This is a genomic window from Microbacterium sp. NPDC055357 (assembly GCF_053644835.1).
Map to the genome: position 1 here is coordinate 170,503 of NZ_JBSHLZ010000002.1, position 24,995 is coordinate 195,497.

Sequence of the window (24,995 nt, forward strand, 5' to 3'; positions counted from 1 at the left end):
GCGGTCTAGTCGGTCGGCTTGCGCGTCCAGCGCTGACGGGGCGCGTTCCAGTCGAGCGACGCCCACCCGTCGAGCTTTCGGAATGCGGCAGTCACATCCGGCGAGATGTTGCGGCGGTGACGCTTGCTCAGGACGATCCATTCCTCGCCCGCCTCGCGTGCAAGCTCATCCCGCACGCCGTTGTACCGGGCGTACCCCATCTGCTCGATGTGGCGCTCGATGATCGACAAGAGTTCTTCGGCGGCGGCGTGGGCATCCATGTGCGCGACTGTAGCGCGTTCCACGGCATCGAGATCTCGCCACCCTGTGCCGACACCCGGGAGCCAGGTTCCCGGCGTAGATCAAGCTGGAGACCATGCCGCACGAGCGGAGAGCACGCCTCGGGCGGCGGTGCCGCTAGTGTGCGAGACGTGAGTAACCGATCTTCTGTGACGCCGCGTAGGTCTGGGCGACTCGGATGGATCATCGGCGCGGCATTGCTGGTGCTCGCTGTCGGCGTTCCCTGGGCGTGTAGCTCGGCGCAACAGGCGGGATGGGATGCCGCCTCAGGCACGCGGTCAGTTCTCGTGGAGGGTCAGCGGGTCGGAGACGGGTACGTGATCAGCGACACCGCGGTCATCGAAACCTGGGCCAAGGATCACGAGATCAGTGTTCGTATCCCCGTCACGCGCGCACAGGACAGTCCCAATCGGACTCCGCAGATGGAAGTCGCGGTGGGAGACGGATTGGCGCGATGCGAAGTTTCCCGCTCGTTCCTGTGGTCGGCGGCGGAGGGCTCGACGCTGAGCCTCTATTGTGACGGCGTGTATCTCGATCTTGCGCAGTTGGGGGAGATTGATTCGATCACGCTCATCTCTCACGGTTAGAAACGATTCCCCGGCCAAGCGCCGAGCCAACTCTCGCCCGTAGGGAGGAGTCGCGGGTTCTTTCGGCGCATGTTCACCCGGAGCCGCGTCCAGACTGGGCCGGAGACCCCCGGACCGTGAATCGCGCCGCCATCCTCTAGCTCAGGCGCACCGCTCCGCACTCCGAACACTCCCAGCGCGGGCGCTCCGGCGTCCCAGCGGGGTGCAATCGGTCGAGCGTCGGGCACGCCTGGCAGAGCGGCGCATCGAGGTCGTGAGTCACGCCGGCCAGGTTATGCGCTCAGCGTCGATCTGCGGCGCCATGTTGGCCAGGCTGTGGACAACTCGCACTGGCCGGGGCTATCGGCGTAGATCGAGCTGGGGAACTTGCCGCACGACTGCCGCGGGCGCCTATACCCTGGCGTCGTGTCGGAAACCGTCTATGTCGCGCTCATCACTGGCGGATTCACTCTTGCAAGCGGAATCATCGGCATAATACTGACGCACCGCTACAGTCAGCGCCAGGCAGATTCCGCGCGACGCGAGGAGCGGCGCCGCGATGTGCGCGCGCTCGTCGCCCAGCTAGTCAGCGCTGGCACGGTCTACGCGAAGATGACGGGGGATCTCGTGCCGATCTACTACTCGGCGGCGGGTGATCCCAACTTTTGGATGGAATGGCCCGACACAGACTCGGGGCGCGAGCAACGCGAGAATGCCCAGACTGTTCGACGCATCGCGGGAGAACTGCGCCTCATGGTCAGAGATTCCGCATTACTTGATGCCCTATCTGGAGCAATGACGTTATTCGCGGACGGCACCGCCATGAGCGCACTGCTAGCCGAGTCGAAACGCACGGGCGGTCAGATCGTGGACGGCGGCGCGGTGGGGGACGTGTTCGCGTACTACCGCACCCTCGGCGACGCGTTCGTAGCCGTGGAGAATCGAGCCGCCGAGTTGCTCCGGGGGGATCTCTAGACAGGGAGATGCCCCCGACCCGAGACGGGGGCGGTTCGGATGACATCGAGCTAGTCGGCAGGGATCTCGCGATAGAGCGATGCACCCGACCCACCGAACTTGGTCCCGGCGCGACTAGTCGGTGCGGAGGTCGTCCTGGCGCGGGCCGTAGTTGGGCGGCTCGCCATTCACGCCCGCGACCGGTTTACCGTCCGGGCGCACGAGGGGCACGTGGCACGTCGCGCAGATGATCCACGCCTCGTCATCGTCGAGCGGCGCGTGGTGACCGCGCGCAAGGCATTCCGCCGCGCCGTCTGCTTGGCGTTCGTTGAAGCTCAGCACCATGCCGATTGTCTCGTCATCGTCCACGAAATAGCCGTCGTCGCGGCGCACCCATAGTCCCGCCGTTTCAAGCTCGACGGCACTAACGGTCGTCTCTGCGGAGATGGAATCGAGGTAGTCGTCGGACACGAATCCCGGCGTTCCCCGCTGGAAACTCTCGATGATCGCGAACGTGTGCAACTGGAATGCCGGGATACTCAGGGGCGGCAACTCACCCGCCTGCAAGAAGTTCTCGCCGTCGTTCTCGTCGTCCATCATCACAGCTTGTCAGACGGGCGCGAGCGCTGAAGAGTCAGGGGTAGATCCGCTGAGGGATGTCGTTGACGTCGGTCGAGTCCGCCCCACCTGGATAGACCATCGTCTGTGCCGGAGTGCGCGTGCCCGCCGTCCCGCCGCATGCCCAGTCTCCACCGGGGTAAGTGCCACGGAAGTCCCACGCGGTGCCCGAGTAGTTCTCATCGCTGACATCTGTGGCAGTGATTTCGCTCGGGTCGACGTCGGCCCATTCCGCCACCTGTTCGATGCATTCTGTGATCATCACCTCGGGCTGAAGCGTTACGGGCGCGGGACGCGTCGCGTTCCCGATGAGGTTCCCGGTGATGGGCACAATGAAGATTAGAGCGACAACGGCGATAACGCCGATGCATCCGATACCAGAGCAACCCAAGCCCCTCTTGGGTGTAGGCGGCTGGCCAGCGCTGGACGCACCGGATGACGCAGGCGGCGTCGTAGGGCGTGCGGCGGGGCGCTCGCTGAGAGGCCGGTCGTCACTCACTAGACCGTCTCGACAACCGCTGTCAGCACATAGTCGGCCATATTGCCGCGACATGTGATCGAGATGATGCGGCACGCCGGGTAGCTCTCCAGGCGTTGCTTCAGTTGTTGTGGTGCCTCATCGTATGCGCGGGACGCGTGTGAGTACGGCCCCCGAATGACGATGACATCTTGTTGCGGCACCAGTGCCATGCGTTCCCCCAGACATTGCGAATTCTCCCATCATGCCGCCTCGGCGGTTTCTAGGAAACGTGGCGGGTTGAGCCGGTAGGCGGGGCGTGATGCGTGATCTTGGGCGCCCGGGTTAGCCGAGCGCTGACGCGACCGCGTAGGCGCTGGAGCGCTCCAGCCGACCGCGCGCGCGGTCGTAGCGGCGCGTCGTACGCGGGTCGGCGTGCCCCATCGAGTCTTGGAGATCGGCAAGCGTCACCCCAGCGTCGAGTGCGAGCGTCGCGTGCGTGTGTCGGAGCGAGTGCGGCGACACGGCCCCGTCGATCCCGGCGCGGCGGGCGATGCGCTGAACCGTGCGGAACGCCTCGGATGCCGCCCAGCGCTTGCCGGTCGCCGTCGTGAACAGGGGCGCGTCGGCGCTCGCCGCGTCGGCGGTTACGATCTCTTGCCCCGCGGCGGCGGACGCGCCGAGATAGACGCTGAGTGCCGCGACGGTCTGAGCCGGTAGCGCGAGCTTGGCCACCTTGCCCCCCTTGCGCGTCACGACGAGTACGCGGTGCCCGTTGTCGTGCTGGAGATGGGCACGATCCGCGCCGAGCACCTCGGAGAGCCGCGCGCCGCTCATGACGAGCAACGACACCAGCGCGAACGCGCGCGGGCCGTCAGCCTCCGCGGCGTCGAGGAACGCCAGCGCCTCACTCTTGCTCAGGCCGCGCGTGGCGCTGTGGTCGGCGTCGACGCGAGGGCGCACAACGCGGCGCACAGGGTGAGCCTCGGCATGGGGCATCGCCCCCTCGATGCTCGCGTAACTGTAGAACGACGACGCCGCCGCGAGCTTGCGCGCGACGGTCGAGGCGGCGCCGGTCAGCGTGAGGCGATAGGCGTCGAGATGGCGGCGTTCGGCTTCGAGCGCGTCGAGGTCGAACGAGTCGAGGAACGCGAACATACCGCGGATGTCGCCCCTGTACGCACGCCGTGTGTGCTCGGAGCCAAGGGACATGAGCCACGCCCCGGTGAGCGCCGCGTGGCGGTCGGCGTTGGTCGTTTGCGAGAAGTTCGCGAGCGTCATCATGCTCACATGATAACTGACATTATCGCGTGGGCGCAGAGCGCTCCGAAAACGGGCGCGGCCCCGGCATCCGCCCCCCAGGAGGAAGAGCGGGACCGGGGCCACGGGTCGGCGGCGGAGTCCGCCGACAGGAGCCGCGCGAGGGGTCGAGATCCCGAGCCACTACCCGCGCGCGGCGGCTCAGGGGAAGTGTGTGCGCCGGATCGCTTCGAGGATCTCCGGCCGAAAGCCGATCAGCTCGCCGCGCTCGCCGAGCACGTGGATCGCATCCGCGACGCGCACGTACAAAATCGCCTCGTGCTCGTCGTGCACATACTCCGCCGCGCCCGGCAGGCCATAAGCGCGAACGCCGACGTGCACGACGACATCGCCTGAGATCGTCGGCGCGATGATCCGCGGCGTCGGCATCGCGTCGGCGATCTGACGGGCGCGAACACTCGGCCCCGCGGTGGTCATGCGACCAGCTCCCGCGGCTGGCTCGGCATCCGCCATCGACCAGCCCAGTATCCATAGCGAGTTGTCGGCGGCATCACGTCCGCGAACGCCTCACACGGCCCGAACAGGGGGCACCGGGCGCATATCGCGGCAAGTGTCGCGCGCTCAGCACTGTTCATCTCGTCGGGCGTGAATCGATCATCATCCGCGCACCCTGGCGTCGTGTGCCCTAGAGCGTCCTGCAATGCGTCCCAGGCCTCAGCGGCTCGGCCAAAGAGGGTGCCTGCGCGCGCGCCCGCCATGTCAGCCCACTCCCGGCACGTCGCGGCGCAGGAGCTTGCCGAAATGATCGAGAGTCATGAGCACGTAGCTCTCGGCGGTCGGTCGGCCATGGCGACGCTGAACGACGGCGCCGATTTGGTCACCCGCATCGGCCGCCCGACGTCCTGCTACGTCGAGATCTTCGGAGAGCCGCATGCGGTGCTCAGCGGACGCGAGGACTGTCACCCCCGGCACGCCGAGGACGTCGCCCGTCACGTTCGCGAACGTCTCAGACGGTCGCCGCGCTGAGATGCGTGGCCGGATCGGCGATCTCAGCTCGGCGCTGAGGTATCCCGCGATGCTGTCGCGCCAGGCCTGCGCGCGAGTGCGTCGGTTGAACTCGGTTGTCGTGCTCATCTCAGCGCTTTCCCTCAGCACGCGCCCGCGCGAACGCCTCGGCCTGCTCACTGGCGGCATGCTCGCTCGGCGTTCCGTAACGCTGCTTGTTTGTCGTGAACGACGTCTTGCGGCCCGGTCCGTAGACCCTCTCGACTTCGGCCAGCGCGGCCCGCTGTTCGGCGGGGCTGTCCTGCGCCCAAGCCCGGCGACGTGCCGTCTCCCGAGCCTCCGCCCACTCTTCGGAGCCAAACCTCCAGGGCACGAAGTCTTCGGCGGGGCGTCCCGGGCGGAGCATCACTTTGCCCCAGCGCCGAACCTGTTCGGCCTCATCGTGCACCCATGCGGGCCAGCCGATCCGCCCGTGCCGATCCCGCGATGCCTCGATCATCGCCGCGGTGACGACGAACGTCTGTCCCGGCCTGAGGGTGACAAAGCGCCCGCCGAGAACGCCCCCTGTCGAGGTGGAGATCGTGAGTCCGTGCGCAACGCAATAGACCTCCTCCCCGGGCGAAACGATGCGGGGTGCGGCGTCGTCTGCCGCGAGGATGTCATCGAGATCCTGCGGCGTAGTCGCGTCAGTCATGTTGTCTCCAATGTGAGTGTTGTTTCTGAAATCGAGCTGGCGGCACCGCGCACGAGCGCGGCGATGTCTGGGCGGTCGTCCCGGTCGAAAGCGGCGGCGACGGCCTCGGCGACGTGGGCGTCGTCGCGGGCGAGCACGACAAGTGCACGAGCGATGCTCGCCGCGTCCCTCAGCTCATCTGCGGTGCGGTCGTGATCAACGCCGAATCGCTCGGCGAGCGCGACAAGTGCGCGCATCTCGGCCTCTCCGAGCCGGGCGCCAAGCCAGGCGTTCCCTGCGGCGTACGCGACTCGGCGGGCGTCTCGGGCATCGTTTGCGATATCCGCCATTCGCTCAACAAGCGCCGCGGGGCGCATCTCGGGCGAGCGGGTGATCGACTCGGCGAGCGCGGGGCGGAGATGCCACCGGAGGTGCCGATAGAGAGAATCGCGACTCACCCCGAACTGTTGCACGAGTCGCGTGATGGGAGCGCTCTGCGCAAGCAACGCATCGATGGTCCCCAGCTCGCTGTGCGCACATACGCGGCACGACGCCCCGTAGGGCGAGGCGTTGCTGAGCGGCGCGAGATCGGACATGCGAGCAGATTACGCACAAAGTTCAAATATTGCCAAGTTGAATAGCAGTATGCACATGTTACGCGCTACGGAAGTGCCAATATGCACGTTACGCGTTACGGGCGATCAAACACGCCGCGTGCGATGAGGGAGTCCAGCTCGACGGGCGGCGCGCACACGCCCGTCACGGCCCATGATCGGCGGCGATAGGTCCCGCTCTCCAGCTCGTGCACGAGGGTGAGTGCGTCGGCGACGCCCTGCCTCACGAGATCCCAGAGCACCGAGGCGGAATCCGTGCCGTGAGGGCTCACACGCTCTTTTGTGATGTAGTCCACGGCATCGGAGTGGGCGCCGTAGCGCCTGACGTCCTGCCCCTCCGCACTCGCCGCGACGTCCAGGCGGTCGGCTTTCGACAGGTAGCGGTTGCGTAGCTCGACATCGAACGCGACAACCTCAGACGGCGTCAGTTCGTTTCGGAAAACGAGCATGGTGTGCGCGTGAGGGTGCCACCCACTCGCGGAGTACTTGCACTCGATCACCCGGGCTGTGCCCATCACCCCGCGGCGCGCAAGCCATCCGCCGCCCGTCGTCGCTTGAATCACGCGCACGAGATCGGCTCTCAGCGGCCCGAGGGCCGCGCCTAGCATGCTCGGGACGGTCGCCGTCCACAGGAGGACCGTTCCGAACCGCACGTGACTGAGCCGTGCCATGAGATCGCGGCGAAGCTGTGCCGCTCGGGCGGTCGAGCAGATAGCGCAGAGCGCCAGGCCGCAATCATGCCCAGCCGCACCGCATCGCCGGATTGCTCGGCGTGTGGAGTACTCCCGCTGAAGCGCGTTTAGCTCGTAACGTGCATCGGGTTGCGCATAACGTGTGCTCTCGTTCGCGCCTATAGTTACGACGTCTTGATGGATGAACCAGGGTGCATCTTTCGTGAACGGGTAGCGGCGCCGTGAGGTCGTCGGAGTCGACATAGAGTCCCGTCTCGTGCGGCGCCGCTCGCAAGATCCCGGAGCGGCGGCACAAGCGCCCCGAGGCCGCTCACGGTACATGGCGAGATCGCCGAAGTCGAGCAAAAACCCCAGGTCGTAAGTCATAACGTGTTCACGTTTCTGGAAACGTGATGCCCGCGGCACGAGAATGCCCCCGCTCTCGTGGCTTGCGTAGGCCAGAGCGGGGGCGGCATCGAGACGAGTCGACGCGAGCGACTGTACACGGCGGAAGCGCCTGACGTGAGCCGCGCTCACGCCACGCACTACAAAGCGGAAACAGATGAGATCGACACCACGAAAGCGGAGGTAGCGCCGATAGCTGTGGTTTGCCGCCAGGGGAAGTCTCCCTCTCCCCGAGCCAATCAGTTCACGTCGCCGAGTCGAGGGTGGGAGGGATCCAGCTCACAGTGTTTGTCGCGCCATCGACTCAGAACGCCGGGTCGTCGGGATCGTCAGGTAGGGCCCCCGCGACCTCAGGGTTGAACAGAGTGTCATTCAAGTAATCTTCATCGTCCTCTCCAGTGACGCTAGAGAGCATCTTCCGCGACCAGTTGTCGAAGCCACTTGACGTCCGTGGGGTGATCACCGACTCAAAGTCGCCCGGGACGAGAGCGCCGCGCGCGAGCGCGCGCTCGACTACCTTGCGGATGCTAGGAATGTCCGGATTGCCCGTACGCCCCGGACGCGGATTCCCGCCAACAGCCCTGCGTACTTCCGTCCTCAGCGATCTGAGTTGCTCCATCACTTCGAGGTTGCTCTGGGCTACCGGATCAGCACTGTCCCCTAGCTGGACAAACAACCTGGCGTCCGTCAGCGGGGTGCGTACCTTCGCAGGATTCGTCAACGCATAACGCGCGAAGTCCCCCAGCGCCTTCTGAGCGATCTCCAACTCGTCAGGATCCTGCACGTTGTACTGGATGAGCCTCATATCTTTGAGGTCGAACGCAGGTTCCTCATCGTCGCGCTGAATATGAACCGTCGGACGGGCGTAGCCATGAGCAATCGCCACCTCGTAGTAGACGTTCGGGTTGTAGCCGGAAAGATCCGCGACGATGAGGTCAGCCTCGATGATCGACTCGATGATCTGAGAGGTGATCGAACCCGGATTCGAGTCCTCGTCGCCGCGCTTGATCTCGTAGTCCTCCTCCAGTGCCTTACGGATGAGGTGTTTCAGGACCTGGTCGGCGGCTTTGCGGACCTCGGAACCCGAACCGCCAATCGGCGAAATCACGAAACAGATTGGCTTCTTGCCAGGTTTGGTCGATGAGGGCATGGTTCGCATTCTGTTGGATCTACTAATTGTCCGCAACATTCCAGAACTGCTGCGGCGCCGTCATAGGTGGCAGTGCTTTTGCACCCAGCCGGGCACATCGCCGCGCTCGTCGTCGCGGAGGTCCTGCAGTGCGGCGTGCGCACGGGTGAAGAGGTATCGCATGAGAGTCCTTTCCTACGGGTCAGCCGATTCCGAGTCGGAGCATGAACACCCCGGGGAAGACGGCGAAGATCACACTGAGCGGCAGGATCAAGAAGACGAGCGGCAGGAGCATGACGATCTCCTTGCGCGCCGCGCGTTCGAGCAGGCCGCGCTTGGCGTCCTCGCGCGCGTCGAGCGCCTGCGCGTGCAGCACGTGCGCGAGGGGCGCGCCGCGCTCGATCGCGGCGACGAGATGGTCGACCCCGCGTGAGAGCGCGGGCACGTCGAGTCGCTCCGACAGACGCGCCAGCGATTCCGGCAGCGACGACCCCGTCCCCACCGCGAGGACGACGCCGCGCACCTCGGCGGACATGTCCCCCGCACCGATGTCGCCGACACGTCGGAGCGAATCGAGGATGCCCTCGCCCGCTGACAGGCACAGCGCGAGGAACTCCCACAGGGTCGGCAGCTCCTCTTCGAGCCGCGCGACGCGGGCGCGCGCGGCACGGGTCAACACGACGTCGCACACGACGACGGCGACGAGCCCGACCACGGGCGGCAGGATCCACGCGCTCGCCGACGCACGGCCGACGAGCGCGAGTCCGACCATGAGCACGCCGCCGAGACCGACACCGACGATCCCCCAGGTCAGCTGACGCCCGCGGAACATCGCGGCATCCATCGCCCAGTCCGCCTGCCGCAGCCGCCGCTCGAGCGACGACGCACCCCCGACGGCACGCGCGAACCGCATCTGCGCCGCTCGCCACAGCGCGAACAGGTCCGGCGCCGCCGGCACGGTGGTGCCGCGCGGGTCGGTCACGTCCCGGATATACGGCCCGACACGCTGTGCGAGAGACATCGCTCCCCAGCGCGGGGCGACGGCGACGAGCAGGCACACTCCGACGCCGAGACCCGCGCCCAGGACGACGGCGACGGCGACATCGGTCACGGCGCTCATGCGAACCACCGCCGCGGCTCGGCGAGGCGCCCCATGCGCAGCATCACCCGGTATGCGATGACCGAGACGACGGCTCCCGCGACCACGAGCACGACGCCTTCCGCGCTCGCGTAGGCGCTCGCCCCCTCGGGCCGCATCGCGAGCAGCGTCAGAATGACCCACGGCGCCGCGACGCCGAGCACCGCCGCACCCCGGATCCACGACTGCCGCGCCTCGACCTCGGCGCGCAGCGCCGCATCGGCGCGCACCGATGCGGCGAGCGAACGCAGCACGGGTCCGAGCTCGGTGCCGCCGACCTGGCGGGCCATCCGCAGCGTTTCGACGATGCGGTCGGCGACGGGGTCGGCCAGCGCGGCCTTGAGCTGCCGCGCGCTCGAATCGAAGTGACCGGATGCCGCCAGGTCGCGCCGGTACGCCGAGAACCCGGCGCGCAGCTCGATGGGGGCGCAGTCCGCGAGGCTCGCGACGGCGTCGGGCAGCGACATGCCGGCACGCACGGAGGCGATGAGCAGATCGCACACATCGGGCCAGAGGCGGCGCCGGGAACGCTGCCGCCGAGTCCGCTGCGCGCGCACCGCCACGACCGGCGCGAACCCGCCCGCTCCCGCGGCGATGACGGCGAGCGGTGCGACCGGAACGACGAGCCACGCGACGGCGCCGCCGAGCGATGCCGCGCACACCGACACCGCCGCGAGCTGCCACGGGGCGACCCGTCCGAGCCCCGCCTCCTCGAGCAGTCGCGTGATGCGCGTCCTCTCGGCAGCGGGCGATCGACGGATGCCGTCCGGCCAGAGCCACGGCGACAGCGCGAGCAGCATCCCGGCCGCGAGGCTCGCACCGAGCACGACGGTCATGACTGGTCCGCCCGATACAGCGTCCGCGCGGCGATGAGCCCGCCCTCGACACCCGTCGGCGCGATGATCTCGGCGACGCGACGGCGACCCCCGGCATCCCGCACGCAATGCGCGACGAGGTCGACCGAGCCCGCCACCGCCGGCATCACGAAGCCCGCGTCGATGTTGCGCCCGGCCAGCAGCGGGAGCGCGACGAGCTTCGTGAGCGCCTCGCGCGCCGAATTGGCGTGGATCGTCGCGGCACCGGGAACCCCCGTGTTCAACGCCAAGACGAGATCGAGCGCCTCGGCATCGCGCACCTCGCCGACGACGAGCCGGTCCGGGCGCATCCGCAGCGCCTCTTTCACAAGGCGTCGCAGCGTCACCTCGCCCGTGCCCTCGAGACTCGGCTGCCGGCCCTGCAGCGCGACGAGGTCGGGAGCGTCCACGGCGAGCTCGAAGGTCTCCTCGACCGTGACGATCCGGTGCCCGAGCGGGCAGGCCGCGATCAGCGCGCCGAGCAGGGTCGTCTTGCCCGCGTGCGTGGCTCCCGAGACGAGGATGCTGCGCCCCGCACGCACCGCATCCGTGAGAAGCCGCGCGCCCTCCGGCCGCAGGGCTCCAGACGCGACGAGACCGGCCAGGTCGCGGAACGCGGGCAGGAACTTCCGCAGATTGAGCGCCCAGTGCCGACGTGTGATGTCCGGGATGACGACATGCAGCCGGCTGCCGTCCGGCAGTGAAGCGTCGACGAAGGGCTGCGACAGGTCGATGCGGCGGCCCGAAGCGTGCAGCATCCGCTCGACGAGGTCGCGCACGACCGTGTCGGTCAGTGCGAGCGGCACGCGCTCGGACACCCCGCCCCGGGCGACGAAGATGCGGTCGGGAGCGTTCACCCACAGCTCTTCGACCGTCGGGTCGTCGATATAGGCCTGCAGCGGACCGTAGCCCGCGACGGCGGCGAGCGCCTCGCGCGCGCACGCCGCCTCGTCGTCGACGGGCACGAGTCCGCGGGCGAGCGCGAAATCGTTGTGACGGCGGACTTCGTCTCGCGCGACGCGCGCGGCGAACTCGGGGTCGCGCGAGGGGTCGCTCTGCTCGCGCCGCAAGCGCTCGCGCACGCGCTCGGCGACCAGCGCGGCGGCAGGCGCGGCGCGCTCCGCGGCGGCGGCAGGGGCGACGATGAAACTCACCGGAGCATCCTCGCAAGCGGCTCGATCGGCGCGGCGAAGTTATCCACAGCACGCACTTCTGGTGATGGCGGCGATCGGCAGGCAGGATGGAGACATCCAGGGAAAGGAAACCCATGTCCGTCGAGAAGAACCTTCCCCTTCCCGCGCGCGGTGCGCTCGGAGTGCTCGCGATCGTGCAGGTGGCCTTCGCGTTCCTCGCCTTCTGGGATCTGGCACACCGCGACAAGCGCGAGGTGCGCGGCCCCAAACCTGCCTGGGTGCCCGCGATCCTCGTGAATTGGATCGGTCCGGCGACCTACTTCCTCTTCGGAATCAAGCACTGAGATCCGGGGGTCAGCACCCCGTGCGACGTCGGCGCGCGTCAGTAGACTTGTCTCACTCGCGGGAGTGGTGGAACTGGTAGACACGCAGGATTTAGGTTCCTGTGCCTCCGGGCGTGTGGGTTCGAGTCCCACCTTCCGCACGCACATTCGTGCCCTTCCGACCGTGAAAGATCGACCTCGACGGGACCCCTCGTGCAGCACCTCTCCCTGATCCCGTGGCTCGACCCTGCGATGATCATCGCCGCCGCGGGCCCGTGGGCACTGGCGGTGGTCTGCTTCATCGTGTTCGCCGAGACCGGACTGCTCGTGGGCTTTCTGCTGCCCGGCGACACGCTGCTCATCATGGCCGGCCTGCTGTCGCATCCGATCCCCGGCGCCGAGAACGGCGTCTTCGGCGTCAGCGCCTGGGTCGTCGCGCTCCTGATCGGACTGTCGGCATTCGTCGGCGGAGAGGTCGGCTACCTCATCGGGCACAAGGGCGGTCCGGCTGTCTTCGAGCGCAAGGAATCAGGCGTGTTCAGCCGCCGCAACGTCGAGCGCACCAACGCGTTCTTCGAGCGGTACGGCGGGCTGACCGTCATCCTCGCCCGGTTCGTGCCGATCGTGCGCACCTTCGCTCCCGTCGCCGCCGGCGTCGGCCATATGCCGTGGCGGCGCTACTCGCTGTACAACTTCATCGGCGCCGTCATCTGGGGCTTCGGCCTCACGATGATCGGCTACGCGATCGGCTACATCCCCGTCGTCGGCGACCTCGTCGCCGAGTACATCGACGTCATCCTGCTGCTCGCCGTCGGGGGCACCGCGATCTTCGTGCTGTGGCACTTCCTCGCCGAGCGGCGCAAGGCCCGCAAGGCCGCTGCGGCCGGTGACGCCGAGACCGACGCGGCCGAAGCCGAGGAGCTCGTCCTCGACCCCGAGGTGTTCGACGAGACGCCCGAGGGCGACACGAAGGCCTGACCGGCCTCACGAAGCCTTCTTCTTGCCGCCCGCCTTCTTCTTCGCGGGCTTCTTCTCGCTCTTCTTCTGCGTCGTCGCCCCGCCGCCGTTCCGCGCCGCCCGTGACCGTTCGACACTGGCCCGCAGCGCGTCCATGAGGTCGATGACCTCGCCACCGGCATCCGCCTCTTCGCTCTCGCCGAAGGTCTCTGCGGTGTCGAGCGCGTCGCCCTTGTCGAGCTTGGCCTCGATGAGCGTGCGCAGCTCGCGCTGGTAGTCGTCGGTGAAGTCCTCGGGCGCGAAGTCGCTCGCGAAGCTGTCCACGAGGGATGCCGACAGCTCGAGCTCCTTCGCCGAGATCCGCACGCTCTCATCGAGCGACGGGAACTCAGCCTCGCGCACCTCGTCGGCCCACAGCAGCGTCTGCAGCACGAGCACATCGCCGCGCACGCGCAGCGCCGCGAGCCGGGTCTTCTGCCGCAGCGAGAACTGCACGATCGCCGTGCGGTCCGTCTGCTCGAGCGTGCGGCGCAGCAGCACGTACGCCTTGGGCGAGGCTGAATCCGGCTCGAGATAGTAGGCGCGGTCGAACAGCAGCGGATCCACCTGCTCGCTCGGCACGAACTCGACGACGTCGATCTCGCGGCTGCGCTCGGACGGCAGCGAGGCGAAGTCCTCTTTCGTGAGCACGACGGTCTTCTCACCGTCGTCGTAGGCCTTGTCGATGTCCTGGTACGGCACGACCTCGCCGTCGATCTCGCAGACGCGCTGATACCGGATGCGCCCGCCGTCCTTGTTGTGCACCTGATGCAGCGACACGTCGTGATCCTCGGTCGCGGAGTAGACCTTGACCGGCACGTTCACGAGACCGAAGGTCAGCGCACCCTTCCAGATCGCTCTCATCTCACCAGTAGACACCCGTCACACGCCCCGTGGCTAGCCTCGCCGCTCCCCTTGACAGGCACGGCAGGATGGGCGCATGGCGAAATCGGCCGGTGAGCTCGTGCGGATCGACGGCCGCCGCCTGCGCGTGACCAATCTCGACAAGATCATGTATCCCGAGACGGGCACGACCAAGGGCGAGGTGATCGACTACTACACGCGCATCGCGCCGCTCCTGCTCCCGCACATCGTCGGCAGACCCGTGACGCGAAAGCGGTGGGTCGAAGGGGTCGGCACCGAGGAGCATCCCGAGCCGGTCTTCTTCGCGAAGGATCTCGAGCGCGGCGCTCCCTCCTGGGTCGCGCGGCGACCGATCGAGCATTCGGGCGGAGCCAAGGACTACCCGCTCGTCGGCGATGTGCCCACGCTCGTCTACCTCGCGCAGGTCGCGAGCCTTGAGCTGCACGTGCCGCAGTGGCGCTTCGCACCCGACGGCGGACGCGGCGACGCCGATCGGCTCGTGCTCGACCTCGACCCGGGTCCCGGCGTGGGTCTCGCCGAATGCGCCCTCGTCGCCGGCTGGGCGCGCGGCATCCTCACCGGCATGGGACTCGAGCCGTACCCCGTGACGAGCGGCAGCAAGGGCATCCACCTCTACGCGGCGCTGCCCGCGGGGCAATCCACCGAGGCCGCCTCAGCCCTCGCCCGCGAACTGGCGCGCGCGATCGAGGCCGACCAGCCCGAGCTCGTCGTGAGCAGCATGAAGAAGTCCGAACGCAGCGGCAAGGTGCTCATCGACTGGAGCCAGAACAACGGCGCCAAGACCACGATCGCGCCGTACTCGCTCCGTGGCCGCCCGCACCCGACCGTCGCGGCACCGCGCACGTGGGAGGAGCTCGACGATCCCGATCTGCGGCACCTCTCGTTCGACGAGGTCCTCGAGCGCATGGCGGGCATCGGCGACCCGATGGATGCCCTGGGCTTCCACGCCGGTGCGCGCGAAGCCGAGCACGGTCCCCTGTCGGCCTACATCTCCAAGCGCACGGCGGGGCGCACCCCCGAGCCGGTGCCCGCCAATCCGCTCGGCGAGACGCCCGACACCGACATGCCCGTCTTCGTCATCCAGGAGCACCACGCGTCGCGCCTGCACTGGGACTTCCGCCTCGAGCGCGACGGCGTGCTCGTGAGCTGGGCCGTGCCGCGCGGGGTTCCGCACTCCTATCGGCGCAACAGCCTCGCCATCATGACCGAGGACCACCCGATGGACTACGCGTCGTTCGAGGGAACGATCCCGGCGGGCGAATACGGCGGCGGGACCGTCACGATCTGGGACGAGGGCCGCTACGAGCTCGAGAAATGGCGCGACGACGAGATCATCGCAACGCTTCAGGGCCGCCCCGGCGGACCGCTCGGGCGCGTGCGTCTCGCGCTCATCCGCACGGAGGGCGAAGGCGAGAAGTCGAGCTGGCTGCTGCACCGCATGAAGACGGATGCCGCGGGTCGGCCGCAGCCCGACGCCACGCCCGTCTCACCCTCCCGCCAGGGTGACGAGGACGAGCCCCCGCGCATGCCCGGAAGGCCGGCGCCGGCATCGGCATCGGCATCGGCATCGGCATCGGAGCAGGAGCAGGAGCCACCCGCCACCGACACGGTCTGGCCGCCCCCGCCGAACGACCTGCGTCCCATGCACTCCGCGCCGGCGACCCCCGGGATCGCGCGCGCCGCCGCGTCACGGTGGGGTGCGTGGGTCGAGGTCAAGTGGGACGGCATACGCGCCGTCGGAGTGCGAGACGACAACGGCCTGCGTCTCGTCGCCCGCAGCGGCAACGACATGACGCATCGGTATCCCGAGCTCACCGCCGTCGACGACGGTCTGGGCGGTGCCCGCACCGTCGTCGACGGCGAGCTGGTCGCGCTCGAGCCCGACGGGCGCCCGAGCTTTCCGCTGCTGCAAACCCGCATGAACCTCGAGCGGTCCGGTGACATCGCGCGCGAAGCACGCCGCACGCCCGTGCGCTACTACCTCTTCGACGTGCTCGTGCACGAGGGGCGCGACGTGACCCGGCTGCCGCTGCGCGAACGCCGCGGCATCCTCGAGACGCTCGCGGCACAGGCGATCCCTGCGATCGCGGTGCCGCCCGTCTTCGACGACGTCGACGCCGCCCTCGATGCGAGTGAGCAGCTGCGGCTCGAGGGAATCGTCGTGAAGGATCCCGCGTCGACGTATCGGCGCGGCATCCGTTCGGAATCCTGGCTGAAGATCAAGCTCACACAGACGCAGGAGGTCGTCATCGCGGGGATCCGCCCGGGCAAGGGCGGCCGCGCCGGCACGTTCGGCTCCCTGCTGCTCGGCATCCCCGGCGCCGACGGCCTGCAGTATGCCGGCCGGGTCGGCACGGGTTTCAGCGACGCCGCACTCGCCCACCTGCTGCGCGTCCTCACCCCGCTGCGCACCGACGAGAACCCGCTCACGGGAGTACCGCCGGCTGACGCACGCGATGCGCTGTGGGTGCGTCCCGAACTCGTCGGAGAGGTCGAGTACGGAGAGTTCACACCGGGCGGAATCCTGCGCCATCCACGGTGGCGGGGCTTACGCCCCGACAAGACCCCCGACGCGGTGAGGCGCGAAAGCTGACGCGCCTCACGCGTGCGCGTCGTGCTCGACGTGCCCGGCCGGTTCGAGCTGGAACGTCGAGTGCTCGACGTCGAAGTGGTGCGCGAGGCAATCCTGCAGCGCGACGAGCAGCGCGCCCGTACCGTCGCGGAACACCGACTCGTCGACGACGACGTGGGCGCTGAAGACCGGCGCGCCGCGCGTGAGCTGCCACACGTGCACGTCGTGAACGTCGACGACGCCGTCCTTACTCAGCAGGTGCGTGCGGATCTCGGCGACCTGCATGCCGCGCGGCGTCGACTCCGACAGCACCGACGCGACCTCGCGCAGGAGCGAGACGGCGCGCGGCACGATGAGCGCCGCGATGAACAGCGAGGCGATCGCGTCCGCGGGCACCCAGCCGGTCACGATGATGACGACGGCGGCCGCGATGACGGCGGCCGAGCCGATCAGGTCACCGAGCACTTCGAGGTACGCCCCGCGCACGTTGATGCTGCGCCGCTGTGCCGAGCTGAGCAGCCACAGCGCGACGGCGTTGGCCACGAGACCGACGACCGCGACGACGAGCATGAGCCCCCCGCGGATCTCGATCTCGCCCGGGTCCACGAGACGCCGGATCCCCTCGACCGCGACCCAGACCGACAGCACGATGAGGATCACGCCGTTGACGAGGGCGCCGAACACCTCGGCGCGCTGGTATCCGAACGTGCGCCGGTCATCTGCCGGGCGGGCCGCGACAACGCTCGCGACGAGGGCGATCAGCAGCGCCGCGGCATCCGTGAACATGTGCGCCGCGTCGGCGAACAGCGCGAGCGAGCCGGTGAGCACGGCCCCGACGACCTGCACGACCATGACGACCGACGTGATCGCGAGCGAGATCGCGAGCAGGCGACGGTTGCTCGCCCCGCGGATGCCGCCCGGCGCGTGATCATGCATATGCCCAGGCTAGGCCGGGTTCACTCGCGCCCGGGCATCGAGCCGCCAGTCGGGAATGAGTACGGTTCTCAGTCTCACCCGTGCGGGAGCCGTTCGAGGAGCGGGACGAGAGCGGTGAAGGCCCGAGCGCGGTGCGAGGCGGCGTTCTTCTGCTCGGCCGTCCACTCGGCGACCGTGCGGTCCGCGGCGGCGCCGTCGGGCTGCTCGTCGGGCACGAACACGGGGTCGTAGCCGAATCCGCCCTCACCCGCCGCTTCGCGGGCGATGCGTCCCGGCCAGCGGCCTTCGACGACGTCCTCGCCGCCCGTCGCGGGGTTCACGAGGGCGATCGTCGAGACGAAGCGGGCCGTGCGGTGCGGGTCGGCGATGTCGGCGAGCTGGTCGAGCAGCAGCTCGCGGTTCGCGACGGCATCCTTCGCATGACCGGCCCAGTACGCCGAGAAGATGCCGGGCGCCCCGCCCAGCACGTCGACGCACACGCCGGAGTCGTCGGCGAGCGCCGGCAGACCCGTGTGCGCAGCCGCCGCACGTGCCTTGATGAGCGCGTTCTCGGCGAAGGTGACGCCGTCCTCGACCGGTTCGGGGCCGTCGTAGCCGACGACCTCGAGGTCGGGGCGCGTCGCCGCGACGATCGCCTGGAACTCCGCGACCTTGTGCGGGTTGTGCGTCGCGAGGACGACCCGTCCGCTCATGAGGCTGCGAGCGCGGCGGTCTGCATGTCGCGCAGGTCGGCGCATCCGGCGAGACCGAGCTCGAGCATCGCGTCGAGTTCGCGCTTGTCGAACGGGGCGCCCTCGGCCGTGCCCTGCACCTCGACGAAGAGTCCGCGGCCGGTCACGACGACGTTCATGTCGGTGCCCGCGCGCACGTCTTCGACGTAGGCGAGGTCGAGCATCGGCTCACCGTCGATGATGCCGACCGAGACGGCGGCGACCGAGTCGAACAGCGGTGTGGCCTTCTGGGCGATGAACTTCTTCTCGCGGCCCCACTCGATCGCGTCGGCGAGGGCGACGTACGCGCCCGTGATCGCCGCCGTGCGGGTGCCGCCGTCGGCCTGCAGCACGTCGCAGTCGATCACGATCGTGTTCTCGCCGAGTGCCTTCGTGTCGACGACCGAGCGCAGTGCACGGCCGATGAGGCGGGAGATCTCGTGGGTGCGCCCGCCGACCCGGCCCTTGATGCTCTCGCGGTCGTTGCGCGAATTGGTCGCGCGCGGCAGCATCGCGTATTCGGCCGTGACCCAGCCCTTGCCCTTGCCCGTCAGCCAGCGCGGCACGCCGTTCGTGAACGACGCCGTGCAGAGCACCTTCGTGCCCCCGAACGAGATGAGCGCCGAGCCCTCGGCGTGCGCGCTCCACCGGCGCTCGATCGTGATGGGTCTGAGCTGCTCGGGCGTGCGGCCGTCGGCGCGGACGATCTCGGTCATGCGGGGTTCCTCTCGGGTGTGCGGTCCCCGGGGCGGGGCTGCACGATCGGGGTCAGGGGGTCGGTCGGGGAAGGTCGATCGCGCCGGTCTGCACGAGCTGCACGTCACGCACCTCGCGGCCCATCAGACGGTGGGCGAGGCGCAGGAACTCATCGGCCGACGCACCGGTCGCTTCGTACGTGTGCCGGGGCGTGGCATCCGGGCCCGCGAGCAGGGTGCGCGACACGAGCTGGCGGTAGACGTCTTTCGCGGTCTCGGTGTCGCTCGAGACGAGGCTGACGCCCTCGCCCATGACGTAGCTGATGGCGCCCTCGAGGAACGGGTAGTGGGTGCAGCCCAGCACGAGCGTGTCGACGCCCGCGTGACGCAGCGGCGCGAGGTACTCCTCGGCGACGGCGAGCACATCGGGGGAATCGGTCACGCCGGCCTCGACGAAATCGACGAAGCGCGGGCACGCCTGGGCGAAGACGGTGAGGTGCTCGTTGACCTCGAGCATGTCCTGGTAGGCGCGGGAGCCGATCGTGCCGGCCGTGCCGATGACGCCGATGCGGCCGTTGCGGCTCGTCGACATGGCGGTGCGCACAGCGGGACCGATGACCTCGACGACGGGCACGTCGTAGCGTTCGCGCGCGTCGCGCAGCATCGCCGCCGATGCGGTGTTGCACGCGATGACGAGCATCTTCACGCCCTGCTCGACGAGCGTGTCCAGCACCTCGAGCGCATACCGGCGCACGTCGGCGATCGGCTTGGGACCGTAGGGCGAGCGCGCCGTGTCGCCGACATAGAGGATCGATTCGCGCGGCAGGAGGGCCGACACGGCCCGGGCGACGGTGAGCCCGCCGACTCCGGAGTCGAAGATCCCGATCGGCGCGTCATTCACGATGCCCCAGCCTACGCCAGCAGATCCCGTGCGATCGGCAGGACCCCCCTTGCCGGAGACCAGCGACACGACACGCGCCGCACTCCATCGTGCAGACGGCCTCCGTGCGCGGCTCACTAGGCTGACCCGCATGCACGCCTCCAGCGCCCTGTTCACCGACCGGTACGAGCTGACGATGCTCGACGCGGCTCTGCGCGACGGCACGGCCGCGCGCCGCTGCGTCTTCGAGCTGTTCGGGCGCCGCCTGTCCGGCGGGCGCCGCTTCGGCGTGGTCGCGGGCACCGGCCGCCTGCTGAGCCTCATCCGCGACTTCCGCTTCGGCGACGACGAACTGCGCTTCCTGCGCGACGAACGGGTGGTGGATGCCGCAACCCTCGACTACCTCGCCGAGTACCGGTTCACCGGCTCGATCACCGGCTACCGCGAGGGCGAGCTGTACTTTCCCGGCTCCCCCATCCTGACCTTCGAGGGCACCTTCGCCGAGGCCGTCGTGCTCGAGACCCTCGCCCTCAGCGTCATGAACCACGACTCCGCCGTCGCGACGGCCGCCGCCCGCATGAGCATCGCGGCGGGCGATCGACCTCTCGCCGAGATGGGCTCGCGCCGCGCGGGCGAAGCATCGGCGGTCGCCGCGGCGCGCGCTGCCTACATCGCCGGCTTCACTGCGACGTCCAACCTCGAGGCGGGGCGCACGTGGGGCATCCCCACGATGGGCACCGCCGCCCACTCGTGGACGCTCCTGCACGACTCCGAAGAGGACTCGTTCCGGTCGCAGATCGCGGCGCTCGGCGTCGACACGACGCTGCTCGTGGACACGTACGACATCCGCCGCGGCGTCGAGACGGCGATCCGGGTCGCCGGCACGGGCCTCGGCGGAGTACGGCTCGACTCGGGAGACCTGCCGATCGTCGCGGCCGACGTGCGCGCGCAGCTCGACGAACTCGGCGCGACCGGCACGACGATCACCGTCACGAGCGACCTCGACGAGTTCGCGATCGCGTCTCTGGCGGCCTCGCCCGTGGACTCGTACGGCGTGGGGACGTCGGTCGTGACGGGGTCGGGCGTGCCCACCGCCGGGATGGTCTACAAGCTCGTCGCCCGGCAGGATGCCGCGGGCGGTTGGATCCCCGTCGCGAAGGCGTCCGCCGACAAGGCCTCGATGGGCGGACGCAAGGCGGCGTTCCGCGAACTCGACGAGGGCACCGCGACGAAGGAGATCATCGTCGTGTCCGACGGCTTCGAAGCGCTGCGGACCCCCGCCGAGCATCCGGACGCGCGGGCCCTGCAGGTGCGCTTCGCCGAGGGCGGCGAGATCGACCCCGGGTTCGAAGGACGAGACGGCGTCGAGGCGGCGCGCCGTCATCACGGGCGCGTGCGCGAAGAGCTACCCGTTCGTGCGCTCGCGCTCAGCCGGTCCGACCCCGCGATCCCGACGGCCTACTTGTTCAGCGACTCGTAGATCTCTTTGCACGTGGGGCAGACCGGGAACTTCTCGGGGTCGCGCCCCGGGGTCCACTTCTTGCCGCACAGTGCGCGCACGGGCTTGCCGGTGATGGCCGACTCGAGGATCTTGTCCTTCTTGACGTAGTGCGAGAAGCGCTCGTGATCGCCGGGCTCGATCGATTCCTCACGGATGAGCTCTTCGAGTTCGCGGTCGAGGGTGGCCAGCCCGCCCTGGTCAGGGCTGTCGAGAGGGGTGCTCATGGTTCGCCAGTCTAACGGCGTGCCCGCACTGCAGGGCGGCGATCCGGATGCCGCGGCATCCGCTCAGCCGGTCGATTCGGCGAACTCCATGACCCGGCCGCCGCGCCGTTCGAAGAGCACCGACCCGACCGCGATGCCGAGCACGAAGACGCCGAGTCCGATGCCGAGCCCGCCCCACAGCGCGAGAGTGAGGCGTGTCTCGTCACCGTTCATCGCCTGCCAGCACCACCACAGGGCCGGGATGGAGCATGCGATCGCACCGAGCATGACGACGGTCTGCGAGATCGCGCCGGCCGCGCCCGTGCGCTGCGGCTGCTGGAAGGGGCTCTCCCCCGGACGCGACACGGCGTAGGGGGCGAGCACGGATGCGACGCACGAGAGTCCGAGCGCCGAGAAGAAGAGCGACGCGGTGACGCCCGCGAGCGCGGGCAGCACCGTGGGATCGCCGTGCAGCGCGACCGTGATCGGCACGGCGACCGCGAGCAGCGGCAGACCGATGAGCAGAACGGGGACGATCCGGCCCAGGCGGTCGGACCAGCCGCGCACGCCGCTGGCGATGTGCATCCAGACGGCGGTCGAATCGTAGGCGACGTCGTTGTGCGGGAGCCAGCCGAGGAAGAGCGCGGCGAAGAGCACGGGCACGAGCACGGCGGTCTCGAACGGCACGCCGGCCACGATCAGCGGCACGACCGTCACGACGGCGGCGACGGGGATCACGATGACGTTCATGAGGTAGCGGCGGTCCCGCGACCAGTACAGCAGGCTGCGCGCGGCGATCGCTCCACCGGGGGTGCCGGGTGCGACGGCGAACCAGCCGAGGCCCGTGCGCTCGCGCACCGACAGCGGACGCTCCGTCGTCGTGAGCAGTCGCCCGACGATCCAGCGCCACGCCGCCGCGAGGATCACGAGGGTGAGCAGCGCCACCAGGACCGCCGGCCACACATCCGCGTCGTCGGCGGCCGCGCGGCCCGGGATCGCCCATGCGGCGCCGAGCGGCGTCACGGCGAGCACACCGACGGCATCGGCGAGCGCGGCGGGCACGGTGCCGTCCCATTCGAGCGACCCGAGGAAGACCCCCGTGGGCACGAGCACGACGACGACGAGAAGAACGAACAGTCCCGTCAGCTCGCGTGTCCGCCGTTCGCGCAGGAAGAGCGAGGTGAGTCCCATGAACACCCGCGCCATCAGGACGCACGTCGTCACTCCGAGCACGACGGAGGAGATTCCCGCCGTGAGCGGCGACCCGTGCTCGCCCCAGACGACGGCGGACGTCACCGCGACCGCGATCAGGGCCATGACGGGGACGCTCACGAACCCGACGAGGGCGAGTACTGCGGCGAGCCGTCCGTGCGCGAGTGAGAGCAGTGCGAAGCGGCGCGGATCGAGCGGGTCGTCGACACCGCCGATGACGGGTCCGAGCGCGAAGCCGAGAGTGAGCGCCGATCCCCCGATCACCGTGACGGCGAAAAGGGCTTCGGGCGCGGCATCCGTCATCGACACGAGCGCCCAGCAGGCCGCGGAGATCACGGCGGCGAGAAGGATCAGCGCCATCGCGATGCGGGCCGTGCGGCCCGTGCTCCCCCGCAGCGCGCCGACGAGCAGCGCGAGCCTCAGCCGGAGAACGTGTGCAGCCACTCGAGGCCCTCCACGTCGCTCAGGCCACCGGCCAGTTCGATGAAGCGCTGTTCGAGGGTGAGCTCTCCGCGGACCTCGTCGACCGTGCCCTCGGCCAGCACCTGGCCCGACACGATGACGGCGACGCGCGTGCAGACGCGCTCGACGAGTTCCATGCCGTGGCTGGACAGGATGACGGTGCCGCCGTGCGCGACGTACGCCGACAGGATGTCGAGGATGACGGCGCTCGAGACGGGATCGACGGCCTCGAACGGCTCGTCGAGCACGAGTACGCGCGGCGAGTGGATCATGGCGCCCGCCAGCATGACCTTCTTGAGCATGCCCGCCGAGTAGTCGCTCACGACGCGGCCGAGCGCGTCGGTGAGGTCGAAGGCCCGCGCGAGGTCGGCCGTGCGGCTCTCGACGACGGCCCGCGGCAGCCCGCGCAGCACGCCGTAGTAGTAGAGCAGCTGCCGGCCGGTCAGCCGGTCGAACGTGCGCAGCCGGTCGGGCAGCACACCCATGAGCCGCTTCGCGGCAAGAGAATCGGATGCCGCGTCCACGCCGGCGATGCGGATGACACCCCGATCGGGGGTGAGCAGCCCGGCGATCATGGACAGGGTCGTCGTCTTGCCCGCGCCGTTCGGCCCGACGAGGCCGTAGAACGTGCCGGTCGGCACCGTGAGGTCGATCTCTTCGACGGCCCGCGTGTCGCCGAAGCTCTTCGAGACGCCGCGCAGGCTCAGCGCCGCCGAGTCGTCCTCTGCGGCGAGCTCGGCCTGGGCTTCGGCGAAGACGGCCGCGAGGGCGTCGCTGTCGTCGACCGACGACTCCGGTTCGGCGACCGGCTCATCGAGCCCGGAGAGAAGGACGTCGGCGTCGGTGGGCACGGGCTCGAAGTCGACGGGCACAGGCTCGGCGTCGACCGGCACGGGCTCGACGTCGACGGGCACAGGCTCGGCGTCGACCGGCACGGGCTCGACGTCGACGGGCACAGGCTCGACATCGGTAGGCACAGGCTCGACATCGACCGGCACAGGCTCGACGTCGGTAGGCACCGCTGCCGCTTCGACGGGCGCGAGCGCGGGCGAGGCATCGGCTGAGCGCGGCTCGGGAGCGGCCTCGGGTGAGGACTCGACGAAATCGACGTCGGAGGACTCGACGTCAGGTTCGACGGTGTCGATGTCGGAGGACTCGACGCCAGACTCGACGATGTCGGCTTCGGAGAACTCGTCGCCCGGATCGACCGCCGTCGCGGTCGACGTCGCCACGGTGTCGGGCTCGACCTCGGTCACTTCGGAAATCGGGGCGGGCGGCGGTGTCTCGAACGCCGCCGCGGCCACATCGGCTGCGACGTTCGGTTTCGGCGGCGCGACCGCCGCGGGCGGCAGCGTCGGTGCGGGCGGCAGGGGCGGTGTGACCGGCACGGGCGGTAGAGGCGGTGCGACCGGCACGGCGGCTGCAGCGACGTCGGCGGGCGGAACAGGCGGCGCCACGGGCGCAGCGGCTGCGGCGACGTCGGCCGGCAGTTCGGGCTTGGGCGGCACCGTGATCGTGTCGGCGGCATCACCGAATTCGTGAGGCAACGGCGGCGGGGGTCCCGGATCGGCCGGGTTCATCGCCCGCGGACCAGCGGTCCGAGAGGGCCGGGAGCCGCGCTTCTTCGACGTGCCCGAGGCCGTGGCATCCGCCGACGACGCTCGTGTCTTCGACAACTCGACGATGCGCCCTCCACTCCCGTGCGTGACAGTCTCTTCCGGCTCGTCCGGAAGCGGCTCGTGTGGCACCGGCAGAAAGGCTGTCACCGTTCAACGGTATCAACCGGGTGCGACATGATCGCAATGGATGTCATCACGTTTCGGACAGTTCGGCTATCACGAATCTGCAACGACGGTCAAGCATC

28 protein-coding genes and 1 tRNA gene are annotated in these 24,995 nt (G+C 69.2%); 7 read left to right on the top strand and 22 right to left on the bottom strand.

The window, feature by feature from the left end:
• Positions 1–5: 5 nt before the first annotated feature.
• Positions 6–260, bottom strand: a complete 255-nt coding sequence (locus tag ACWICD_RS03990; protein WP_454139338.1) for a hypothetical protein — start codon at positions 258–260, stop codon at positions 6–8.
• Between the two features lie 336 nt (positions 261–596).
• On the opposite strand from ACWICD_RS03990, the gene ACWICD_RS03995 reads away from it, so the two are divergent.
• Together ACWICD_RS03995 and ACWICD_RS04000 are read left to right on the top strand one after the other, a co-directional pair.
• A complete protein-coding gene (locus tag ACWICD_RS03995) occupies positions 597–866 on the top strand; it encodes a hypothetical protein (RefSeq protein ID WP_454139339.1) in 270 nt (89 codons plus the stop codon).
• Positions 867–1,271: 405 nt separating this feature from the next.
• Positions 1,272–1,820, top strand: a complete 549-nt coding sequence (locus tag ACWICD_RS04000; RefSeq protein ID WP_454139340.1) for a hypothetical protein — start codon at positions 1,272–1,274, stop codon at positions 1,818–1,820.
• 114 nt (positions 1,821–1,934) lie between these two features.
• On the opposite strand, the gene ACWICD_RS04005 is transcribed toward ACWICD_RS04000, so the two are convergent.
• The 13 genes from ACWICD_RS04005 to ACWICD_RS04065 all read right to left on the bottom strand — a co-directional run bounded on the left by ACWICD_RS04005 (position 1,935) and on the right by ACWICD_RS04065 (position 11,777).
• Positions 1,935–2,396 carry a hypothetical protein gene (locus ACWICD_RS04005; protein WP_454139341.1) on the bottom strand — a complete coding sequence of 154 codons (462 nt, stop codon included), beginning with the start codon at positions 2,394–2,396 and terminating at the stop codon, positions 1,935–1,937.
• 37 nt (positions 2,397–2,433) lie between these two features.
• Positions 2,434–2,679, bottom strand: coding sequence for a hypothetical protein (locus tag ACWICD_RS04010; protein WP_454139342.1), 246 nt, complete (start codon positions 2,677–2,679; stop codon positions 2,434–2,436).
• A gap of 236 nt (positions 2,680–2,915) precedes the next feature.
• Positions 2,916–3,107 carry a hypothetical protein gene (locus tag ACWICD_RS04015; RefSeq protein ID WP_454139343.1) on the bottom strand — a complete coding sequence of 64 codons (192 nt, stop codon included), beginning with the start codon at positions 3,105–3,107 and terminating at the stop codon, positions 2,916–2,918.
• Between the two features lie 112 nt (positions 3,108–3,219).
• A complete protein-coding gene (locus ACWICD_RS04020) occupies positions 3,220–4,158 on the bottom strand; it encodes a tyrosine-type recombinase/integrase (protein WP_454139344.1) in 939 nt (312 codons plus the stop codon).
• 177 nt (positions 4,159–4,335) lie between these two features.
• Positions 4,336–4,611 carry a hypothetical protein gene (locus ACWICD_RS04025; protein ID WP_454139345.1) on the bottom strand — a complete coding sequence of 92 codons (276 nt, stop codon included), beginning with the start codon at positions 4,609–4,611 and terminating at the stop codon, positions 4,336–4,338.
• A gap of 282 nt (positions 4,612–4,893) precedes the next feature.
• Positions 4,894–5,268: a hypothetical protein gene (locus ACWICD_RS04030; RefSeq protein WP_454139346.1), complete on the bottom strand. Its 375-nt coding sequence runs from the start codon at positions 5,266–5,268 to the stop codon at positions 4,894–4,896.
• Between the two features lies 1 nt (position 5,269).
• A complete protein-coding gene (locus ACWICD_RS04035) occupies positions 5,270–5,833 on the bottom strand; it encodes a hypothetical protein (protein ID WP_454139347.1) in 564 nt (187 codons plus the stop codon).
• Positions 5,830–6,408, bottom strand: a complete 579-nt coding sequence (locus ACWICD_RS04040; protein ID WP_454139349.1) for a hypothetical protein — start codon at positions 6,406–6,408, stop codon at positions 5,830–5,832. Before ACWICD_RS04040 ends, ACWICD_RS04035 begins: the two co-directional genes overlap by 4 nt.
• A 95-nt stretch (positions 6,409–6,503) precedes the next feature.
• Positions 6,504–7,079 (bottom strand): hypothetical protein, encoded by a 576-nt coding sequence (locus tag ACWICD_RS04045; RefSeq protein WP_454139350.1) that lies wholly within the window; start codon positions 7,077–7,079, stop codon positions 6,504–6,506.
• 727 nt (positions 7,080–7,806) lie between these two features.
• Positions 7,807–8,652, bottom strand: a complete 846-nt coding sequence (locus ACWICD_RS04050) for a hypothetical protein (RefSeq protein WP_454139351.1) — start codon at positions 8,650–8,652, stop codon at positions 7,807–7,809.
• Positions 8,653–8,833: 181 nt separating this feature from the next.
• Complete coding sequence (locus tag ACWICD_RS04055; RefSeq protein ID WP_454139352.1) at positions 8,834–9,751, bottom strand: type II secretion system F family protein; 918 nt, start codon at positions 9,749–9,751, stop codon at positions 8,834–8,836.
• Entirely contained in the window at positions 9,748–10,605 is an 858-nt protein-coding gene (locus ACWICD_RS04060) for a type II secretion system F family protein (protein ID WP_376127808.1), read from the bottom strand. Before ACWICD_RS04060 ends, ACWICD_RS04055 begins: the two co-directional genes overlap by 4 nt.
• Positions 10,602–11,777: a CpaF family protein gene (locus ACWICD_RS04065; RefSeq protein ID WP_454139353.1), complete on the bottom strand. Its 1,176-nt coding sequence runs from the start codon at positions 11,775–11,777 to the stop codon at positions 10,602–10,604. The genes ACWICD_RS04060 and ACWICD_RS04065 overlap by 4 nt, the downstream gene beginning before the upstream one ends.
• A gap of 113 nt (positions 11,778–11,890) precedes the next feature.
• Here ACWICD_RS04065 and ACWICD_RS04070 point away from each other — a divergent pair, with 113 nt between their 5' ends.
• From ACWICD_RS04070 to ACWICD_RS04080, 3 genes are all read left to right on the top strand, one after another.
• On the top strand, positions 11,891–12,100 hold the full coding sequence (locus ACWICD_RS04070) for a PLDc N-terminal domain-containing protein (RefSeq protein WP_454139354.1): 210 nt from the start codon (positions 11,891–11,893) through the stop codon (positions 12,098–12,100).
• Between the two features lie 58 nt (positions 12,101–12,158).
• A tRNA-Leu gene (locus ACWICD_RS04075) sits at positions 12,159–12,240 on the top strand.
• A gap of 91 nt (positions 12,241–12,331) precedes the next feature.
• Positions 12,332–13,057, top strand: a complete 726-nt coding sequence (locus tag ACWICD_RS04080; protein WP_376127960.1) for a DedA family protein — start codon at positions 12,332–12,334, stop codon at positions 13,055–13,057.
• A gap of 6 nt (positions 13,058–13,063) precedes the next feature.
• Here ACWICD_RS04080 and ku read toward each other — a convergent pair whose 3' ends face one another.
• A complete protein-coding gene (gene ku / locus ACWICD_RS04085; RefSeq protein ID WP_454139355.1) occupies positions 13,064–13,939 on the bottom strand; it encodes a non-homologous end joining protein Ku in 876 nt (291 codons plus the stop codon).
• Positions 13,940–14,015: 76 nt separating this feature from the next.
• On the opposite strand from ku, the gene ACWICD_RS04090 reads away from it, so the two are divergent.
• Complete coding sequence (locus ACWICD_RS04090) at positions 14,016–16,553, top strand: ATP-dependent DNA ligase (protein ID WP_454139356.1); 2,538 nt, start codon at positions 14,016–14,018, stop codon at positions 16,551–16,553.
• Between the two features lie 6 nt (positions 16,554–16,559).
• Here the strand turns inward: ACWICD_RS04090 and ACWICD_RS04095 are convergent, their stop codons facing one another.
• From ACWICD_RS04095 to murI, 4 genes are all read right to left on the bottom strand, one after another.
• On the bottom strand, positions 16,560–17,468 hold the full coding sequence (locus ACWICD_RS04095) for a cation diffusion facilitator family transporter (protein ID WP_454139357.1): 909 nt from the start codon (positions 17,466–17,468) through the stop codon (positions 16,560–16,562).
• A gap of 74 nt (positions 17,469–17,542) precedes the next feature.
• Positions 17,543–18,160 carry an RdgB/HAM1 family non-canonical purine NTP pyrophosphatase gene (rdgB, locus tag ACWICD_RS04100; protein ID WP_454139358.1) on the bottom strand — a complete coding sequence of 206 codons (618 nt, stop codon included), beginning with the start codon at positions 18,158–18,160 and terminating at the stop codon, positions 17,543–17,545.
• A complete protein-coding gene (gene rph / locus ACWICD_RS04105) occupies positions 18,157–18,894 on the bottom strand; it encodes a ribonuclease PH (protein ID WP_376127795.1) in 738 nt (245 codons plus the stop codon). Before rph ends, rdgB begins: the two co-directional genes overlap by 4 nt.
• A gap of 52 nt (positions 18,895–18,946) precedes the next feature.
• Entirely contained in the window at positions 18,947–19,774 is an 828-nt protein-coding gene (gene murI, locus ACWICD_RS04110; RefSeq protein WP_376127794.1) for a glutamate racemase, read from the bottom strand.
• Between the two features lie 130 nt (positions 19,775–19,904).
• On the opposite strand from murI, the gene ACWICD_RS04115 reads away from it, so the two are divergent.
• On the top strand, positions 19,905–21,233 hold the full coding sequence (locus tag ACWICD_RS04115) for a nicotinate phosphoribosyltransferase (RefSeq protein ID WP_454139359.1): 1,329 nt from the start codon (positions 19,905–19,907) through the stop codon (positions 21,231–21,233).
• Here the strand turns inward: ACWICD_RS04115 and ACWICD_RS04120 are convergent.
• The 3 genes from ACWICD_RS04120 to ACWICD_RS04130 form a co-directional block, all read right to left on the bottom strand.
• Complete coding sequence (locus ACWICD_RS04120; RefSeq protein WP_376127791.1) at positions 21,212–21,478, bottom strand: DUF3039 domain-containing protein; 267 nt, start codon at positions 21,476–21,478, stop codon at positions 21,212–21,214. The genes ACWICD_RS04115 and ACWICD_RS04120 overlap by 22 nt on opposite strands.
• 63 nt (positions 21,479–21,541) lie before the next feature.
• The gene (locus ACWICD_RS04125; protein ID WP_454139361.1) at positions 21,542–23,113 is read right to left on the bottom strand and encodes a hypothetical protein; all 1,572 of its coding nucleotides are present in this window, start codon (positions 23,111–23,113) and stop codon (positions 21,542–21,544) included.
• Entirely contained in the window at positions 23,089–24,897 is a 1,809-nt protein-coding gene (locus tag ACWICD_RS04130) for an ATP-binding cassette domain-containing protein (protein ID WP_454139362.1), read from the bottom strand. Before ACWICD_RS04130 ends, ACWICD_RS04125 begins: the two co-directional genes overlap by 25 nt.
• Positions 24,898–24,995 lie beyond the last annotated feature (98 nt).

Bases quoted from the DNA above. Each gene is read 5' to 3' on its own strand.
- ACWICD_RS04115 (WP_454139359.1), top strand. From the start codon at position 19,905: ATGCACGCCTCCAGCGCCCTGTTCACCGACCGGTACGAGCTGACGATG.
- ACWICD_RS04095 (WP_454139357.1), bottom strand. From the start codon at position 17,468: ATGCATGATCACGCGCCGGGCGGCATCCGCGGGGCGAGCAACCGTCGC.
- rdgB (WP_454139358.1), bottom strand. From the start codon at position 18,160: ATGAGCGGACGGGTCGTCCTCGCGACGCACAACCCGCACAAGGTCGCG.
- ACWICD_RS04020 (WP_454139344.1), bottom strand. From the start codon at position 4,158: ATGATGACGCTCGCGAACTTCTCGCAAACGACCAACGCCGACCGCCAC.
- ACWICD_RS04015 (WP_454139343.1), bottom strand. From the start codon at position 3,107: ATGGCACTGGTGCCGCAACAAGATGTCATCGTCATTCGGGGGCCGTAC.
- ACWICD_RS04120 (WP_376127791.1), bottom strand. From the start codon at position 21,478: ATGAGCACCCCTCTCGACAGCCCTGACCAGGGCGGGCTGGCCACCCTC.
- ACWICD_RS04030 (WP_454139346.1), bottom strand. From the start codon at position 5,268: ATGAGCACGACAACCGAGTTCAACCGACGCACTCGCGCGCAGGCCTGG.
- ku (WP_454139355.1), bottom strand. From the start codon at position 13,939: ATGAGAGCGATCTGGAAGGGTGCGCTGACCTTCGGTCTCGTGAACGTG.
- rph (WP_376127795.1), bottom strand. From the start codon at position 18,894: ATGACCGAGATCGTCCGCGCCGACGGCCGCACGCCCGAGCAGCTCAGA.
- ACWICD_RS04025 (WP_454139345.1), bottom strand. From the start codon at position 4,611: ATGACCACCGCGGGGCCGAGTGTTCGCGCCCGTCAGATCGCCGACGCG.
- ACWICD_RS04050 (WP_454139351.1), bottom strand. From the start codon at position 8,652: ATGCCCTCATCGACCAAACCTGGCAAGAAGCCAATCTGTTTCGTGATT.
- ACWICD_RS04005 (WP_454139341.1), bottom strand. From the start codon at position 2,396: ATGGACGACGAGAACGACGGCGAGAACTTCTTGCAGGCGGGTGAGTTG.
- ACWICD_RS04040 (WP_454139349.1), bottom strand. From the start codon at position 6,408: ATGTCCGATCTCGCGCCGCTCAGCAACGCCTCGCCCTACGGGGCGTCG.
- ACWICD_RS04010 (WP_454139342.1), bottom strand. From the start codon at position 2,679: ATGATCACAGAATGCATCGAACAGGTGGCGGAATGGGCCGACGTCGAC.
- ACWICD_RS04060 (WP_376127808.1), bottom strand. From the start codon at position 10,605: ATGACCGTCGTGCTCGGTGCGAGCCTCGCGGCCGGGATGCTGCTCGCG.
- ACWICD_RS04080 (WP_376127960.1), top strand. From the start codon at position 12,332: ATGATCATCGCCGCCGCGGGCCCGTGGGCACTGGCGGTGGTCTGCTTC.
- ACWICD_RS04055 (WP_454139352.1), bottom strand. From the start codon at position 9,751: ATGAGCGCCGTGACCGATGTCGCCGTCGCCGTCGTCCTGGGCGCGGGT.
- ACWICD_RS04070 (WP_454139354.1), top strand. From the start codon at position 11,891: ATGTCCGTCGAGAAGAACCTTCCCCTTCCCGCGCGCGGTGCGCTCGGA.
- ACWICD_RS04035 (WP_454139347.1), bottom strand. From the start codon at position 5,833: ATGACTGACGCGACTACGCCGCAGGATCTCGATGACATCCTCGCGGCA.
- ACWICD_RS03990 (WP_454139338.1), bottom strand. From the start codon at position 260: ATGGATGCCCACGCCGCCGCCGAAGAACTCTTGTCGATCATCGAGCGC.
- ACWICD_RS04090 (WP_454139356.1), top strand. From the start codon at position 14,016: ATGGCGAAATCGGCCGGTGAGCTCGTGCGGATCGACGGCCGCCGCCTG.